This is a genomic window from Labrys sp. HAY1-8F (assembly GCF_056754975.1).
Map to the genome: position 1 here is coordinate 525,797 of NZ_JBPGWZ010000002.1, position 16,325 is coordinate 542,121.

The window sequence follows — 16,325 nt, forward strand, 5'->3', positions numbered from 1 at the left end:
TCCTCTCAGCTCCCTCGAGGTGGAGCAGGACCGGCACACCGCATCACGCTGATTTCGTCAGAGGCAGCACATTGTGCAGGGTCTGGTCGGCGCCATCCATGAACTTACGGATATTGCGCGCCGCCTGGCGGATGCGCTGCTCGTTCTCCACGAAGGCGATGCGCACGAAATCGTCGCCATGCTCGCCGAAGCCGATACCGGGCGCGACCGCAACGGACGCCTTCTCGATCAGGAGCTTGGAGAACTCGACCGAGCCCAGCTCCTTGAACTTGGGCGGGATCGGCGCCCAGGCGAACATCGAAGCCGGCGGGATCGGCACTTCCCAGCCGGCGCGGGCGAAGCTTTCGACCAGGGCATCGCGACGCTTGCGATAGGTCTCGCGCATCTCGGCAATGCAATCTTCCGGACCGTTCAGCGCCGCGGCCGCCGCGACCTGGATCGGCGTATAGGCGCCGTAGTCGAGATAGGATTTCACGCGGGCGAGCGCGGCGCAGAGCCGCTCATTGCCGACTGCAAAGCCCATGCGCCATCCCGCCATCGAGAAGGTCTTGGACAGGGTGGTGAATTCGACCGCGACATCGATCGCGCCCGGGATCTGCAGCACGGAGGGTGTCGGCTCCGAGCCGAAATAGATTTCCGAATAGGCAAGATCCGAGAGCACGAACAATTCATGCGTCTTGGCGAAGGCGATCAGGTCCCGATAGAAATCGAGGCTGGCGACGCAGGCCGTGGGATTGGCGGGATAGGAGACGATCACCGCGATCGGCTTGGGAATCGAGTGCTTCACCGCCCGCTCGGCCGAGCGAAAGAAATCCTCGTTCGGCTCAGCCGGAACCGAGCGGATGACGCCGCCCGCCATCAGGAAGCCGAAAGCGTGGATCGGGTAGGACGGATTGGGGCACAGCACCACGTCGCCGGGTGCGGTGATAGCGGTCGCCATATTGGCGAAGCCTTCCTTGGACCCCAGCGTGGCGACGACCTGGGTATCGGGATTGAGCTTCACGCCGAAGCGGCGGGCATAGTAATTGGCCTGGGCCTTGCGCAGGCCCGGAATGCCCTTGGAGGCCGAATAGCGATTGGTGCGCGGCTTCTGGGCCGTTTCGATCAGCTTGTCAGTGATGAATTTCGGCGTGGGCAGATCGGGGTTGCCCATGCCCAGGTCGATGATATCTGCCCCCTGCCCGCGTGCTGCCGCCTTTACCCGGTTGACCTGCTCGAAGACATAGGGCGGCAAACGGCGGGTTGAGTAAAAGTCGGACATGACGGTGCTTTCGCGCGACGGCGCATTCAGGGTTACGGGGAGCGAACCTCTAAATCATTTCGACGAATGATGGCAAAAGAAATGCCAAAAATCTGCGCCAATCGTGAAAATCGATCTACGGCAGCGCGATATCGATCATTGCGGTGGGAAGAAGCCGACATGCTTGCGCTGCGACGGGGGAATACGCTTTGAGGCTACCTTGCGGTTGGCCTGTGAACGCGCCTTGAGTTCCTCAGGACTGGGCTGCCGCCCCGGTGTCGCCAGCAGGCTGGCTTCCAGTGCCTTGCGCTCGCTCATGGACAGGATCTGGTCGCCGCGGGGCGGCGGCAGCGCGCCGATCCTAGGATAGGCGTTGGGTTGGCTCACGCGGGACTGAGTGACGAAAGGCTGGGGCGTCGGCAACGGACCCGAGGTCAGCCCGAAGCGCTTGCTGGTCTGGCCAGAGCCTCCGGCACAGCTTGCAAGCCCTATGCCGGCCAAGACGGCGACGACGAGGAAGGAATGGATCCGCATGACGTTCTCGCAATTTCTCCCCCTCTTATAGAGCGCCGGCCGATCGGCAAACAGGGAAAATCGATGAAATCAACGTCATGGTTCACAAAGCCATGCGAAGAAGCATTCACAGGAAGGAAAAACATGTTCTAATGAAGGGCCGTGAGAAGCCAAGAAGGGACGCGATGAAGAACGACAAAACCGCCAATCCGCCCCCCTCAGCCGAAACCGTGGCAGCTTTCGGACCGGTCGATATCGAGGTGCTCGCCCGCAATATGGGCCGAGCCGTGGAAGAAGGCGGCAAGGCTCTGGCGGCCTATCTGCGCCCGCGGGAGGATGGCAGGGTCAAGAGCGACATCACCGAGGAAGTCACCGACGCCGTCAATTCCATCGGCCATCTCGCCCAATATTGGCTGTCCGATCCGCAGCGCGCGATGCAGGCCCAGACCAGCCTCGCCAGCGGCTTCATGTCCCTCTGGACCTCCTCGTTGCAGCGCATGGCCGGCGAGGAAGCCAAGCCTGTGGCGGAGCCTGACCCGAAGGATGCACGCTTTCGCGATCCCGAATGGAGCCAGAACCAATATTTCGACCTGCTCAAGCAGGCCTATCTGATCACCAGCCGCTGGGCGGAAAAATTGGTGCACGAGGCCGACGGGCTCGAGCCTCGCATGCGCCACAAGGCCGATTTCTATGTCCGGCAGGTCTCGGCCGCGATCTCGCCGAGCAATTTCATCGCCACCAATCCTGCGCTCATCCGCGACACGCTGGCCGAGAACGGCGAAAACCTGGTGCGCGGCCTGGAGATGTTGAAGGAGGATATCGACGCCGGCGAGGGCGAGCTGAAGATCCGTCAATCCGACACCTCGAAATTCGAGGTGGGCGTCAATCTCGCCACCACACCGGGCAAGGTGGTGTTCCGCAATGCCACCATGGAGTTGCTGCAATATACGCCGACCACGGCCGACGTGTTGAAGCGACCCATCCTGATCTGTCCGCCCTGGATCAACAAATTCTACGTCCTCGACCTGACGCCCGAAAAGAGCTTCATCAAATGGTGCGTCGACCAGGGCCTGACCGTCTTCGTGATCTCCTGGGTGAACCCGGACGAAAAGCAGCGCAACAAGGGCTTCCTCGAATATATGAAGGAAGGTCCGGTCACCGCCCTCGACGAAATCGGCAAGATCACCGGTGAGAAGGAAGTTTCCGCCATCGGCTACTGTGTCGGCGGCACCTTGCTGTCGGTGACGCTGGCCTGGCTGGCCGCCAAGGGCGACACACGCATCGCATCCGCCACCTTGTTCGCTACGCAGGTCGATTTTGACAAGGCTGGAGATCTCAAGGTCTTCGCCGATGAGGACCATATCCAATGGATCGAGAAAACCATGGCCGAGCACGGCTATTTTCCCGGTTCCAAGATGGCGGCCGCTTTCAACATGCTGCGCAGCCAGGAATTGATCTGGCCCTATCTCGTCAACAATTACATGCGCGGCAAGCAACCTACCCCGTTCGACCTGCTCTACTGGAATGCGGATGCCACCCGCATGCCCGAAAAGAACCACTCCTTCTATCTGCGCAATTGCTATCTGGAGAACAACCTCACGCGCGGGCGCATGACGGTGGGTGACGAGACCCTCGACCTCAAGAAGGTCAAGATCCCGATCTACGAACTGGCCACGCGCGAAGACCACATCGCCCCGCCCAATTCCGTGTTCATCGGCGCGCAGGCCTTTGGCGGGCCGGTGCGCTATGTCCTGTCCGGCTCTGGCCACATCGCCGGCGTGGTGAACCCGCCGGCCCGCAAGAAGTACCAATACTGGCTGGGCGGCCCCACCACGGGCAGCTATGAGGACTGGCTGGAGGGAGCCACCGAACACCCCGGCTCCTGGTGGCCGGACTGGCTGACCTGGCTGAAGAAGCAGGCGCCTGAGGAAGTCCCCGCCGATAAGCGCAAGCCTGGCGGACGTCGCAAGCCACTCGGCGATGCCCCCGGCAGCTATGTGCGTGTGAAGTCTTAAGGCGAACCGAGACGGATCATGCGGCCCCGCGCATGTAGCAGGGCCGCATCTGGATACCTGTCTTGATTTTACGGTCAAATCGTCCGACGTTCCACATGGCATACCCCAACGATACAAGTCGTAATCGGGAAGCCCTGACATGTGGAATCAGACTTACAACCCCCTCGGCAACGAAGTTCCACCATTGCGGCCGCCATCCCTGCGGTAACCTTGCTAGTTCTGATCGCCAGCGGCAAGGTCAAAGCCCATATCGCGGCGGTGGTCGCCCTCATCGCCGCAAATCTCATCACGGTCTTCATCTTTACCATGCCCGCGGGCCTGTCGATCCGTGCCTCCCTGCTCGGCGTCGTCACCGGGTTCTTCCCGATCGGGTGGATCGTTCTCAACGTGATCTACCTCTACCGCATCACCGTCGAAAGTGGCCGGTTCGAACTGCTGCAGCGGGCCATCGGTGGTGTCACCGAAGACCGACGCCTGCAATTGCTGCTGATCGCCTTCTCCTTCGGTGCCTTTTTCGAAGGGGCATCCGGCTTCGGCACGCCCGTTGCCATCACCGGCGCGATCCTGATCGGCCTCGGCTTCTCGCCTCTGGCGGCTTCCGGCCTGTCATTGATCGCCAACACCGCACCGGTCGCCTACGGCGCCTTGGGCACGCCGATCCAGGGACTGGCGTCGGTCACCGGGCTCGATCCCTACGTGCTGGGCGCCATGGTCGGCCGGCAATTGCCCCTGTTCTCCCTGATCGTGCCCTTCTGGGTCATCGGGGCCTTCGCCGGGTGGCGCGGCATGATCGGCGTATGGCCGGCGATCCTGGTCACCGGCATCTCTTTCGCCGTGCCGCAATTCCTGATTTCCAACTACATCAATCCCTGGATCGTCGACATCGGCGCCTCGCTGATTTCGATGGGCTGCCTGATCCTCTTCCTCAAGGTCTGGCAGCCGAAAGAGCTCTGGCTCTCGCCGGCCCTGCGCAGCAACGACCCCTCGGCAGATCTGGCAAGGCCTCGCACGGAGGCCGATCGCGCCGCCTTGACCCAGAAGCAGCTCTGGGGTGCCCTGCTTCCCTGGATCCTGGTTTGCATCTTCATGCTGATCTGGGGCACCGGGGCCTTCAAGACCTGGGCCAACGCCATCTTCTCCTGGAACTACCAGGTGCCGGACCTTCACAATCAGATCAGCAGGGTGGCGCCCGTCGTCCCCAAACCCACGCCGGAAAGCGCGATCTTCTCCTTCACCTATCTGTCCTTCACAGGCACGGGCATGCTCCTGGCAGCCCTCGTGTCCGGCCTGCTGATGGGTTTTTCGCCCGCCAAGCTCATCGTCGAATATGGCCGCACCATCAAGGTGTGCGCGATCTCGCTGATCACTATCTCGGCCATGCTCGCGATCGGCACGCTGACACGCCTGTCCGGCGTCGACGCCACCCTTGGTCTCGCCTTTGCGGCGACGGGCGTGTTTTATCCCTTCTTTGAAACGTTGCTCGGCTGGCTCGGTGTCGCACTGACCGGCTCGGACACCTCCTCCAACGTGCTGTTCGGCAACCTGCAGAAGATCACCTCGCAGCAATTGGGCCTGTCACCGGTGCTGATGGCAGCCGCCAATTCCTCCGGCGGCGTGATGGGCAAGATGATCGATGCACAATCGATCGTCGTGGCCTCCACCGCGACCAATTGGTATGGGCATGAAGGCACGATCCTGCGCTACGTCTTCCTGCACTCGATCATTCTGGCCTGCCTCGTCGGCCTGTTCGTGACCCTGCAAGCCTATGTCTATCCCTTCACCGCCATGGTGCTGGGATGACATATTCCCCAGGCCGGGATGACAGCCGGCCTGAATCTCGCTTCAGCCGAGCACTTCCACGAGCGCCGGATAGATCGCCGGCCCTCCCGCGATGATGGCGTTGCCCTGCACCAGGCCGTCACCGGCAAGGAAATCGTTGGTCTGACCGCCGCCGGCGCGGATGATGGCGATGGCGCCGAGGCAATCCCAGGAGTTGATGTGGGCTTCGACATAGCCGAGCAGGCGGCCGCAGGCGACATAACACAGGCACAGCGCGCCCGAACCGTTGCGCTGATACATGCCGCCCGCTTCGAGCAGCCGCGCCAGCACGGCCAGAACTTCGCTCGGCTTGATGCGGTTGTTGTAGCCGACGCTGACCACGCCTTCGCTGAGAGCACTACCCTTGTGAGGAGCGATCGGCCGGCCATTGAGCGTGGCCGGCGCGATCAGCCCGCCGGCGAACAGTTCATCGTCCTTGGGCGCGTAGACGAGCCCGAACTGCAATGCGCCATCATAGACGAATGCGATCGACACGCACCAGGAAGACAGGCCGCTCAGGAAAGGCTGGGTGCCGTCGATAGGATCGACGACCCAGATGCCGCGCCTGTCCCCAATGCCGCTCGGCCCGGTTTCCTCGCCGAAGAAGCCATCGTCCGGATAGGATTCGGCGATACGCTTCTTGATCAGCAGCTCGGTCTGCAGGTCGGCCTCGCTGACCACGTCCTGCAATCCCTTGCTCTTCACCGTCAGGCTGCCTAGCTCGTTGAAATAGCCGAGCGCCAGGGCACCGGCCTCCTTGATCAGGCCGTGGGCAAAGGAGTAGCGCTGATAGATCGGATCGGAATTCATCTCTAACGTGCTCTATTCAAAAGAAAAAGCCGGAGCGCAGCTCCGGCTTCTCACTAGTCGATGTCTTCGACCGCGTCGGGCCCGCCGCCATAGACGCGCTGGGCCAGGGCGGACTTCATGAAATCGTCGAGGTCGCCGTCCAGCACGTCGCCGGGCGTACCCGAGGTGTAGCCCGTGCGGGTGTCCTTCACCATCTGATAGGGCTGCAGGACATAGGAACGGATCTGGTGGCCCCAGCCGATGTCGGTCTTGCCGGCATGGGTCGCCATTGCCGCTTCCTCGCGCTTCTTGAGCTCCGCCTCGTAGAGGCGCGCCTTCAGCATAGCCCAGGCCGTCGCACGGTTCTTGTGCTGCGAACGATCCTGCTGGCAGGCCACCACGATGCCCGAGGGATTGTGGGTGATGCGTACAGCCGAATCCGTTCGGTTGACGTGCTGACCACCGGCGCCGGAGGCGCGATAGGTATCGATGCGGCAATCGGACTCGTTGATCTCGATGTTGATCGAGTCGTCGATCACCGGATAGACCCAGACGCTGGCGAAAGATGTGTGCCGGCGTGCGTTGGAATCATAGGGTGAAATGCGCACGAGGCGATGCACGCCCGACTCCACCTTGGCCCAGCCATAAGCCTTGGTGCCCTTCACCAGGATGGTGGCCGATTTGATACCGGCGGTTTCCCCGTCCGTGAAGTCCATCAACTCGACCTTGAAGCGGTGCCGCTCGCCCCAGCGCGTATACATGCGCAGGAGCATATTGGCCCAGTCCTGGCTCTCGGTGCCGCCGGCTCCGGAGTTGATTTCGATATAGGTATCGTTGTTGTCGGCTTCACCGGAGAACAAAGCCTCGAACTGGCGTTCGACGACCTCTTTCTTGAGCGCGGTCAGGGCGCTCTCCGCCTCGTCGACGATCGACTCGTCGCCATCGGCCTCGCCAAGCTCGGCGAGCTCGAGCGTCTCATCCAGATCCTTCTCGATGCGCACGAGAGCAGACAGCCGATCATCGAGATCGGTGCGCTCACGCATCAGCTTCTGCGCCTTCTCGGCGTCGTTCCAGAAGTCAGGCTGTTCGGAGAGGTGGTTCAGTTCTTGCAGGCGGGCGTAGGAGGTATCCCAGTCAAAGATGCCTCCTCAGCAGTCCAGCAGACTGCTTGATTTCGTCCGCCAAGGACAGGATTTCAGCGCGCATGAATGAATCGCTCGTTCGGGATTGCTAGAGTAAAGCGCGTTCAAGTGTGAACGCTTATTTGCTCTAATTCTTTGTTTCCAAGCCAATCCAACGGATTGGCTGGAGCGTCTTTGTGATTTTAGATGATTCCGTCAAATCGCAAAAACGCTCTAGTCGGGCTTCATATAGGCAAGCTACCGGGTGAGGGAAAGGACAATCAGTAGAGATCGCCCGTCCCCATCGAGACGGGCCCGCCACCACCGCCCTCCGAGCCACCGCCGGAGCCGATGACGGTGTAGTTGTCGGGCGGCGCCGTGCCGGGTTTGAAGGCTTCCAGAATGGCACCGCCGCCATCGGAGCGCATGCCGGTCTTGCGGTCGATGCGGATCAGCTTGATGCCGGGCGGCACGCGGAAGGGCACCGGCGCCTTGTCCGCCAGGGCGGCCTTCATGAAGGAGCCGAAGATCGGCCCGGAGAGACTGCCGCCGGTGACACCATTGCCGATATGGCGCGGTGTGTCGTAGCCGACATAAAGACCGCAGACCAGATCGGGCGAATAGCCCATGAACCAGGCATCCTTCTCATCGTTGGTGGTGCCAGTCTTGCCGGCGATCGGGCGATTGAGCGAACGCAGTGACTGGGCCGTGCCGTGCTGAATAACGCCTTCCAGCATGGAAGTGACCTGATAGGCCGTCATCGGATCGAGCACCTGTTCGCGCGGATCGAGCAGATGCGGTTCGTCCTGGTTGCTCCAGGCATCGGCATTGCAGCCCTGGCAGATGCGCTCGTCATGCCTGTAGATGGTCTTGCCCCAGCGGTCCTGGATGCGGTCGATCAGGGTCGGCTTGATCAGGCGCCCGCCATTTTCGAGCATGCCATAGCCGGCGACCATGCGCATCACCGTGGTGTTGCCAGCCCCAAGCGCGCCAGACAGGTAAGGCGGAAGATCGTCATAGACGCCAAAGCGGCGCGCATATTCCGCGATCAGCGGCATGCCCACGTCCTGGGCGAGGCGCACCGTCATGACGTTTCGCGAATATTCGATGCCGAAGCGCAGCGTCTGGGGGCCGTAGAACCTGTTGCTGTAATTGGACGGGCGCCAGGTCTCGCCATTGCCCTGGTTGATCTCGATCGGCGCGTCCATGACCACCGAGGCCGGCGTATAGCCATTGTCGATGGCGGTGGCATAGACGAAGGGCTTGAATGAAGAACCGGGCTGGCGCTGCGCCTGGGTGGCGCGATTGAACTCGCTCTGATCGAAGGAGAAGCCGCCGACCATCGCGAGCACGCGGCCGGTATAGGGGTCCATTACCACCATGGCGCCGGAGATTTCCGGGATCTGCCGCAAGCGATAGGTGCCATCGGTCTTGGGTTCGACATAGACGATGTCGCCCACCTTCAGGACCTGGCTCACCTTGTTGGCGGCCCGGCCGCGCTGACGTGCCCACTTCACGCCGTCCAAATTGATCGAGCCGGTCGGTCGGTCGGCGGAAATCGAGCCGAACCGGTCCAGAGGCGGCTGCAGGCCGATACGGGCCGAGTTGTCGCCGGCATCCAGAACGATGGCGAGTTGCCAGGGCTTGATATCGCTCAGACGCTTCTCTGCCCCCAGCGTCACGCCCCAATCCTCGCCGAGGTCGACATTCTTGACCGGGCCGCGGAAGCCGCCACGCTCGTCGAAGCGCACCAGCCCCGCCACCATGGCATCACGAGCCAGGCGCTGGAGCTTCGGATCGAGCGTAGTGCGCACGGACAAGCCGCCTTCATAGAGCTTGTCCTCACCATAGCGCTCGGCGATTTCGCGCCGGACCTCCTCGGTGAAATAATTGGCCGCGTAGCTCTGGGCGCCTTCGAAGGAACGCGGCGTCACCGCAAGAGGCTCGGCCTGGGCCTTGCGTCCCTCTTCCTTGGAGATGTAGCCATTGGAAACCATCTGGTCGATCACCCAATTGCGTCGACCGACGGCCGCATCGTGGTTGCGGATCGGATTGTAGTTGTTCGGCCCCTTCGGAAGAGCGGCGAGATAGGCGACCTGGGCGATGCCGAGTTCGTCGACGGATTTGCCGAAATAATTGAGGGCGGCGGCGGCCACGCCGTAATTGCCCATGCCCAGGTAGATTTCGTTCAAATAAAGCTCGAGGATCTTGTCCTTCGAATAGGTCTGCTCCATCCGCAGGGCCAGGATGGCTTCCTTGATCTTGCGCACGATGTTCTGGTCGGGTGCGAGGAAGAAATTCTTGGCAACCTGTTGCGTGATGGTGGATGCACCCTGCTGGCGGCGGCCCTTATGCGTGACGTTCGCGATCATCGCGCGCAGCACGCCCTTGGGATCGATGCCGACATGATTGTAGAAATCATTGTCCTCCGCCGACATGAAGGCGTGGGTCAGGAGCGGCGGCATCACTTCGATCGGCAGATAAAGGCGGCGCTGGCGCGCATATTCGGCCAGGAGCGCACCATCACCCGCATGCACGCGGGTCATCACCGGCGGTTCGTAATCCTTGAGCGCTGCAGTATCGGGCAGGTCGCGTGTGTTGGCCCAGACATAGAGGGCCACGAACGATCCTCCGACAAGGAACAACATCGATGCCGTTGTGAACAAAAATCCAAGGAACCGAACGAAAAGTCTCATCACAACGCTTTCATCGGCACTATCTTCCCTGCCCTGCCATTGCCGGGTTTGGGCCGAAGCCGTTCGTTTTCACACCGGCAGCCCCGGCACATTCCACTGACGTCTAACATGCCGGGCCAGCCGAACCCAAGGGCGGCGTCCGCACCTGCATGCTTTTGCAGGGCTTTTGTGGAGAAACTGCGGCTCTCCGGCAACATGCCTGTGCACGGGCCCTATAGGAAGGCCTTTTCAACGCTGCCAAGCAGATCGCAAAACGCTTCAAGGCGTCGCGGGCGCGGAGCCGCTCGATGCCGCGGGCTGGTTGGCGCGACGCTGCTGGAAAAAGCCGTCGATCGCCGTCACCACGGCATCGGCGGCGCGGTTGCGCCAGTCATCCGATGTCAGCAGTTTCACGTCGTCCCGGCTCGATAAATAGCCCAGTTCCAACAGCACCGAGGGGATGTCGGGCGCAGTCAGCACCTTGAAGCCAGCCGAGCGGTGCGGATTCTTGTTGAGCGTGGCGGCCGCCTGAAACTGATCGATGAGGACCTTGGCAAATCCGTTGGAGAAGGACTTGGTCTCGCGCCGCGTGAGATCGATCAGAATATCGGCCACATCGCCAGGCTCCGATGCCAGGTCAACGCCCGCGATCGCGTCGGCCTTGTTCTCCTGCTCGGCATAGCGCGCCGATTCGGCGTCGGATGCCCGGTCCGAGAGAGTGTAGATCGTCGCGCCCCTGACACCGAAGGGGTCGTGCAAGGTATCGGCATGCACGGAAATGAATAGCGATGCCCGGTTGGCCCGGGCGAACTGAACGCGGCCGGCGAGTGTGATGAAAGTGTCGCTGTCTCGGGTCAGGACCGCGCGATAACGGCCGGAACCGTTGATCTTGTCGGCGAGCCTCCTGGCAAATTCGAGCACGATGGTCTTTTCCTGCTCACCCGATTTGGATGTCGCCCCCATGTCGATGCCGCCATGACCGGGATCGACCACGACTACGGGCAGGCCCGGCTGGTTTTCCGGCAGCAAAGGGGGCGAGGGTTGCGGCGTTTGCGGGTGCACACTCATATCCGAGCTCTTCTGGCTCGCCGCCGTGCGCAGGAAGGCAGCCCGCTCCGTCTTGACCAGATCGATGACCAGCCTGGCGGGTTGATCGTCCAGTGCATCGAGGAGGAAGGACTTGTCCACCGCCGCCGGCCCGGTCAGATCCAGAACGATACGCGACTTTCCGGGCGCGATCAGACCGAACCGATAGGCGCTGACCACGCCGCGTCCGTGCTTGCCTGTCTCAGGAGGCATGCCGAACTCGATCTGCGGCAGATCGACCACCACGCGATAGGGATCGGGCAGCACGAAGACGCGAAAATTCAGTCCGCTCACGGGACCGTGAAGATCGACGATCAGACGCGTGCGCCTGTCGTCGCCAGCCAGCCGTGCGTCGCTGGCCGTCAGGGCGGACGGCGTGGGAGCTGCAGGTGCTTGGGCGGCGGGTGGCTGCGTCGCTGCCGGCTCGGCCGTAGCCGGAGGGGCAACGGGGCCCTGGGCGGCGCGAGCCCCCTGGACCTGCCCCACCCCCAACAAGACGAGCATGCCTATCGCGGCGAGCCTCATTCCGCCCATCATCTCCAAATTGCAAATTGCGTCGAACAGGCCTGCCGCACAGGCAGGCCTGGCAGATCGAAAAGCCACGCAGGACACTCGGTCACGCCCCCTGTCGCTGCAAGGCGGAATCCCACACGGAATTCAGCCCCGCCACTATCCGCTTGGAAGTGGCGAAACAATGATGCTGGCGCCAAAGGGTATCCCCAACGTTAACGCAGCCCCCACATTGTCCGTGTCCTTCTTGCAACAGCCAACGGAAATCCTTGCCAAATCGAACAATAACTCGATAAAACAATTCTGCTCTCGAATGGTTCTCCGACCATGCCGAATTCGAGCATCAGAATGGTCCCTGCAGACCGGTTGCGCCGTGAAAGCGTGACGATCGTATGCGGTGCCGGCCAAGCCGAGATTATTCGGCTACTGATGTGTCCTTAGAGGATAAGGAGAATCACGGGTGGCGTGCGGATCGCCTAGCGATCCGGATCGGCGCGAGCGCCGGTCGGATATCCTGTCCCGCCCATCGACCGAGAGCGCCGTCGCGGGATTCGTCCCGCGACCCGAACCCGGTGATGGAGCGATGCAAACAATAGCATCCCCCGGACGTCGTGAAGTGAAGCAGCGTGCACTCCCCGAGCGGATTGCACGAACACTGCCGCTTTCGCTTTCGGGACATACCATTCGCCCCTCATCGAGCCTTGTCCCAGCCAACAGAGCAAGCGCCTGCCGCCTTGGCAGGGCTGTATCGGCGTTCGTCGCCTGCAGCCCCGTGCATGATCCCGGCCGCGCTTGCCAGAGAGAAAATAATAATGGCCAACAAAATGTTGATCGACGCCGCCCACCCGGAGGAAACCCGGGTCGTGGTGGTCCGCGGCAATCGCGTCGAGGAGTTTGACTTCGAAGCAGCCAATCGCAAGCAACTGCGCGGCAATATCTATCTCGCCAAGGTCACCCGCGTCGAACCGTCCCTTCAGGCGGCCTTCGTGGAATATGGCGGCAACCGCCATGGCTTCCTGGCCTTCTCGGAAATCCATCCCGATTACTACCAGATTCCGGTCGCCGACCGTCTCGCGCTCCTGGCCGAGGAGCAGCGCTCGCATCGGGACGAGGATGACGAGGACGAAAACGGCAACGGCGGTGGCGGCGAAGGCGGCCGGCGCGGCGGACGTGATCGTCGTCGTGGTCGCAACCGCGGCCCGCAGCGCGCCGAGGCGGCCGAAGCCACCGACGCGGATGCTACCGTTTCCACGCCTGCGCCCGAAGCCGAAACCTCCGACGAGGAAGGCGGCTCAGGCGGCATCGTCGAGGTCGGTTCCGGCAGCGACGAGGAGCATGTCGAGGCGCTCGGCGGGGGCGATGTCGCCGACGATATCCCCGAGCGCGTGGTGCGCACCCGCAAGCAGTACAAGATTCAGGAAGTGATCAAGCGCCGTCAGGTGCTGCTGGTCCAGGTGGTCAAGGAAGAGCGTGGCAACAAGGGTGCGGCGCTGACCACCTATCTGTCGCTGGCGGGCCGGTACTCGGTGCTGATGCCCAATACCGCCCGTGGCGGCGGCATTTCCCGCAAGATCACCAATGCCGTCGACCGCAAGCGCCTCAAGGCCGTGGCCGGTGAGCTCGACGTGCCAGATGGCATGGGCGTGATCCTGCGCACAGCCGGCGCCTCGCGCACCAAGGTCGAGATCAAGCGCGACTTCGAATATCTGCTGCGCCTGTGGGAGAATGTCCGCGACCTCACCCTGAAGTCGGCTGCCCCAACTCTGGTCTATGAGGAGGGTTCGCTGATCAAGCGCTCGATCCGCGACCTCTACAACAAGGACATCGACGAGGTGATCGTTGCCGGCGACGATGGCTATCGCGAGGCCAAGGACTTCATGCGCATGCTCATGCCGAGCCATGCCAAGAACGTCCAGGCCTATCGCGAGGCGGCGCCGCTGTTCCAGCGCTTTGGGGTGGAAGCCCAGCTCGATGCGATGTTCTCGCCTTCGGTCAACCTGAAATCGGGCGGCTATATCGTCATCAACCAGACCGAGGCGCTGGTTTCGATCGACGTCAACTCGGGCCGCGCCACGCGCGAACACAATATCGAGGACACCGCCCTCAAGACCAATCTGGAAGCGTCCGAGGAAATCTCCCGGCAGCTGCGCCTGCGCGACCTTGCCGGCCTGATCGTCATCGACTTCATCGACATGGACGAGAGCCGCAACAACCGGGCCGTCGAGCGCAAGCTCAAGGATTGCCTGAAGAATGACCGGGCGCGTATCCAGGTCGGTCGCATCTCTCATTTTGGCCTGATGGAGATGTCGCGCCAGCGCATCCGCACCGGCGTGCTGGAATCCTCCACCGAAGTGTGCGCCCATTGCGGCGGCAGCGGCCATGTCCGCTCGGTCACCTCGGTGGCGCTGCATATCCTGCGCGCGCTCGAGGACCAGCTTCTCAAGAGCGCCACGCATAATCTGGTGCTGCGCACCCGGACGGCCACCGCACTCTATGTGCTCAACCACAAGCGCGGCCATCTCTACGCGCTGGAAGCCCGGTTCGGCGTTTTGATCACCGTCAGTGCCGATGAAACCATCGTGGGCAGCCAGAACTACCTGATCGAGCGCGGCGATATCGCGACGCCGCTGGAAGTGCGTCCCGTCGCGACCACGGTTCAGGTCGACTCCTTCCCGCCGGCCGAGGAAATTGCCGAGGTCGAAAGCGAGGCCGAGGAGGAAGACGAGAAGGAAAAGGAAGCCGAGGGTGGCCGCAAGCCGCGCCAGCAAGTCGCGGATGGCGAAGCCGAATCCGGGGAAGGCAACCGCAACCGCAAGCGTCGCCGTCGGCGTCGGCGTCGGGGCAATGGTGTCGGCGCCGAGGCGGATGCGCAGAACGCCGCGGCCGGTGAGAATGACAACGACGGTGAAGACGAGGGCGAGGAAACCGTGTCTGCCGGTGAGCCAGTCGTCGCCGAGCCCCCTGTCGCGGCTGATGTGACGCCGCCGCCCGCGGCCGAAGCTGTGGCGCCGAGCGAGGATGACGGAGCCGAAGCCGGCAAGCGCAGGCGCCGTGGACGGCGCGGCGGCCGTCGCGAGGCCGAGGCCGAAACGGCGACTGTTGCCCAAGCCGAAACGGCGGCTGTTGCCGAAGCCGAGGCACCCGCAGCAGCGCCCCCCGCAGTCGTCGAGGCCGTGGCAGCGGAAGCCGTCGAGGCCCCTGCCGTCGCCGAAGTCATGCCAGAGGCGGTTGCCGAGGAAAAGCCGAAGCCCAAGCGCCGGGGTCGCAAGCAGGTGGCGATCAAGACCGAAGCAGACAGTGAACCGGCACCGGCCCCCGCTCAGGAAGCCGCACCCGTCCAGGCCGAAAAGGCTCCGGCGCCGGCTCCCGTTGTCGTCGAGCCCATCCCCGAGCCGGCACCGGAAGAGGTCGTGGCCACCGCCGTGCGTGAAGTCGTGGTGTCCAACCCTTCGGCCTATGTCTATGTCGACGCCGTCGACCCGGCCAAGCCGAAGAAGGCCGGATGGTGGTCGAAGAAATGACATGATCCCCCAGGATCTTTGGAGGCGCCGCACTGATCTTCAGTGCGGCGTTTTCTTATGCCGGGCCTATCAACCGCAGGTCATTCTTTCCTCACCCAGTGTTTCCGCCAGATCGTCAAACGCTTTGAGCATTGGCAGCCGGCATTCTTTCGCGATAGGCTGGTGCCGGGCTTACGTCGCCTGCCTCACTCATCGGATCCGGGCGCGCGTCTGTCCCCTGGTCCAGCGAACATTCCCAATGCGATTTCATTCGTGACCAGCAAACATCATTTCGAGAAGATTGCCTTCGTAGCCACCGCGACAACGTCGGCACGCAAGGCGCTCAAATCGCTCACCGCTCGCTATGGCGACGTTCCGATCGAGGAGGCCGAGGTTGTCGTCGCTCTCGGCGGCGACGGCCTCATGCTGCAGACGCTGCACAAATTGATGGGGCGCAAACTTCCCATCTACGGCATGAATCGCGGTTCTGTCGGCTTCCTGATGAACGAGTTCCGCGAGAACGATCTGCATGACCGCTTGGCCAAGGCCCGGCGCAGCGTGGTGCATCCGCTCGCCATGTGCGCGGTCGACACGCACGGCCAGAAGTCGAAATCCTATGCCATCAACGAGGTTTCGTTGCTGCGTGCGCGCTTCCAGGCCGCCAAGCTCAAAATCTCGATCGATGAACATGTGCGGCTGGAAAGCCTGATCTGCGATGGCCTGATCTTGGCGACTCCGGCCGGGTCGACCGCCTATAACCTGTCGGCCAACGGCCCGATCCTGCCGCTGGAGGCGCCCTTGCTGGCGCTCACCCCGATCTCGGCCTTCCGCCCCCGCCGTTGGCGTGGAGCCATCCTGCCGCAGCGCGCCCGCGTCACCATCGACGTTCTGGAGGCAGGCAAGCGGCCCGTCAATGCGGTCGGCGACAATGTCGAGGTCAAGGACGTGCAGCGCGTCGAGATAGCCATGGATTTGTCGCAAGACCTCATCATGCTGCACGATCCCGGGCACTCACTCGACGAACGCATTTTGCGCGAACAATTCGATTGGTAGCCACC

The 16,325-nt window shown here is 62.5% G+C and carries 9 protein-coding genes and 1 pseudogene; 4 read left to right on the forward strand and 6 right to left on the reverse strand.

Annotated features, from left to right (window positions below; genetic code table 11):
- Positions 1-43 precede the first annotated feature (43 nt).
- On the reverse strand, positions 44-1,261 hold the full coding sequence (locus tag ACR9ZN_RS11475; RefSeq protein WP_454814069.1) for an LL-diaminopimelate aminotransferase: 1,218 nt from the start codon (positions 1,259-1,261) through the stop codon (positions 44-46).
- Positions 1,262-1,396: 135 nt separating this feature from the next.
- Positions 1,397-1,774, reverse strand: coding sequence for a hypothetical protein (locus ACR9ZN_RS11480; RefSeq protein WP_454814070.1), 378 nt, complete (start codon positions 1,772-1,774; stop codon positions 1,397-1,399).
- Positions 1,775-1,938: 164 nt separating this feature from the next.
- Here ACR9ZN_RS11480 and ACR9ZN_RS11485 point away from each other — a divergent pair, with 164 nt between their 5' ends.
- Both ACR9ZN_RS11485 and ACR9ZN_RS11490 read left to right on the forward strand, forming a co-directional pair.
- The gene (locus ACR9ZN_RS11485; RefSeq protein ID WP_434956591.1) at positions 1,939-3,768 is read left to right on the forward strand and encodes a PHA/PHB synthase family protein; all 1,830 of its coding nucleotides are present in this window, start codon (positions 1,939-1,941) and stop codon (positions 3,766-3,768) included.
- 139 nt (positions 3,769-3,907) lie between these two features.
- Positions 3,908-5,568 (forward strand): annotated as a pseudogene (locus tag ACR9ZN_RS11490) (L-lactate permease).
- Between the two features lie 42 nt (positions 5,569-5,610).
- Here the strand turns inward: ACR9ZN_RS11490 and ACR9ZN_RS11495 are convergent.
- From ACR9ZN_RS11495 to ACR9ZN_RS11510, 4 genes are all read right to left on the reverse strand, one after another.
- Positions 5,611-6,396 (reverse strand): inositol monophosphatase family protein, encoded by a 786-nt coding sequence (locus tag ACR9ZN_RS11495; protein WP_481272278.1) that lies wholly within the window; start codon positions 6,394-6,396, stop codon positions 5,611-5,613.
- Positions 6,397-6,449: 53 nt separating this feature from the next.
- A protein-coding gene (gene prfB, locus ACR9ZN_RS11500) for a peptide chain release factor 2 (protein ID WP_441771835.1) occupies positions 6,450-7,581 on the reverse strand; the annotation gives its coding sequence in 2 pieces (ribosomal slippage) (positions 6,450-7,511 and positions 7,513-7,581; 1,131 coding nt in all).
- Positions 7,582-7,777: 196 nt separating this feature from the next.
- Entirely contained in the window at positions 7,778-10,192 is a 2,415-nt protein-coding gene (locus ACR9ZN_RS11505; protein ID WP_434956595.1) for a penicillin-binding protein 1A, read from the reverse strand.
- Positions 10,193-10,450: 258 nt separating this feature from the next.
- A complete protein-coding gene (locus ACR9ZN_RS11510) occupies positions 10,451-11,761 on the reverse strand; it encodes an N-acetylmuramoyl-L-alanine amidase (protein ID WP_454814073.1) in 1,311 nt (436 codons plus the stop codon).
- Positions 11,762-12,579: 818 nt separating this feature from the next.
- On the opposite strand from ACR9ZN_RS11510, the gene ACR9ZN_RS11515 reads away from it, so the two are divergent.
- Positions 12,580-15,288: an Rne/Rng family ribonuclease gene (locus ACR9ZN_RS11515; protein WP_481272279.1), complete on the forward strand. Its 2,709-nt coding sequence runs from the start codon at positions 12,580-12,582 to the stop codon at positions 15,286-15,288.
- Between the two features lie 252 nt (positions 15,289-15,540).
- Positions 15,541-16,320, forward strand: a complete 780-nt coding sequence (locus ACR9ZN_RS11520) for an NAD kinase (protein ID WP_481272280.1) — start codon at positions 15,541-15,543, stop codon at positions 16,318-16,320.
- The last annotated feature ends 5 nt before the right edge of the window (positions 16,321-16,325 follow it).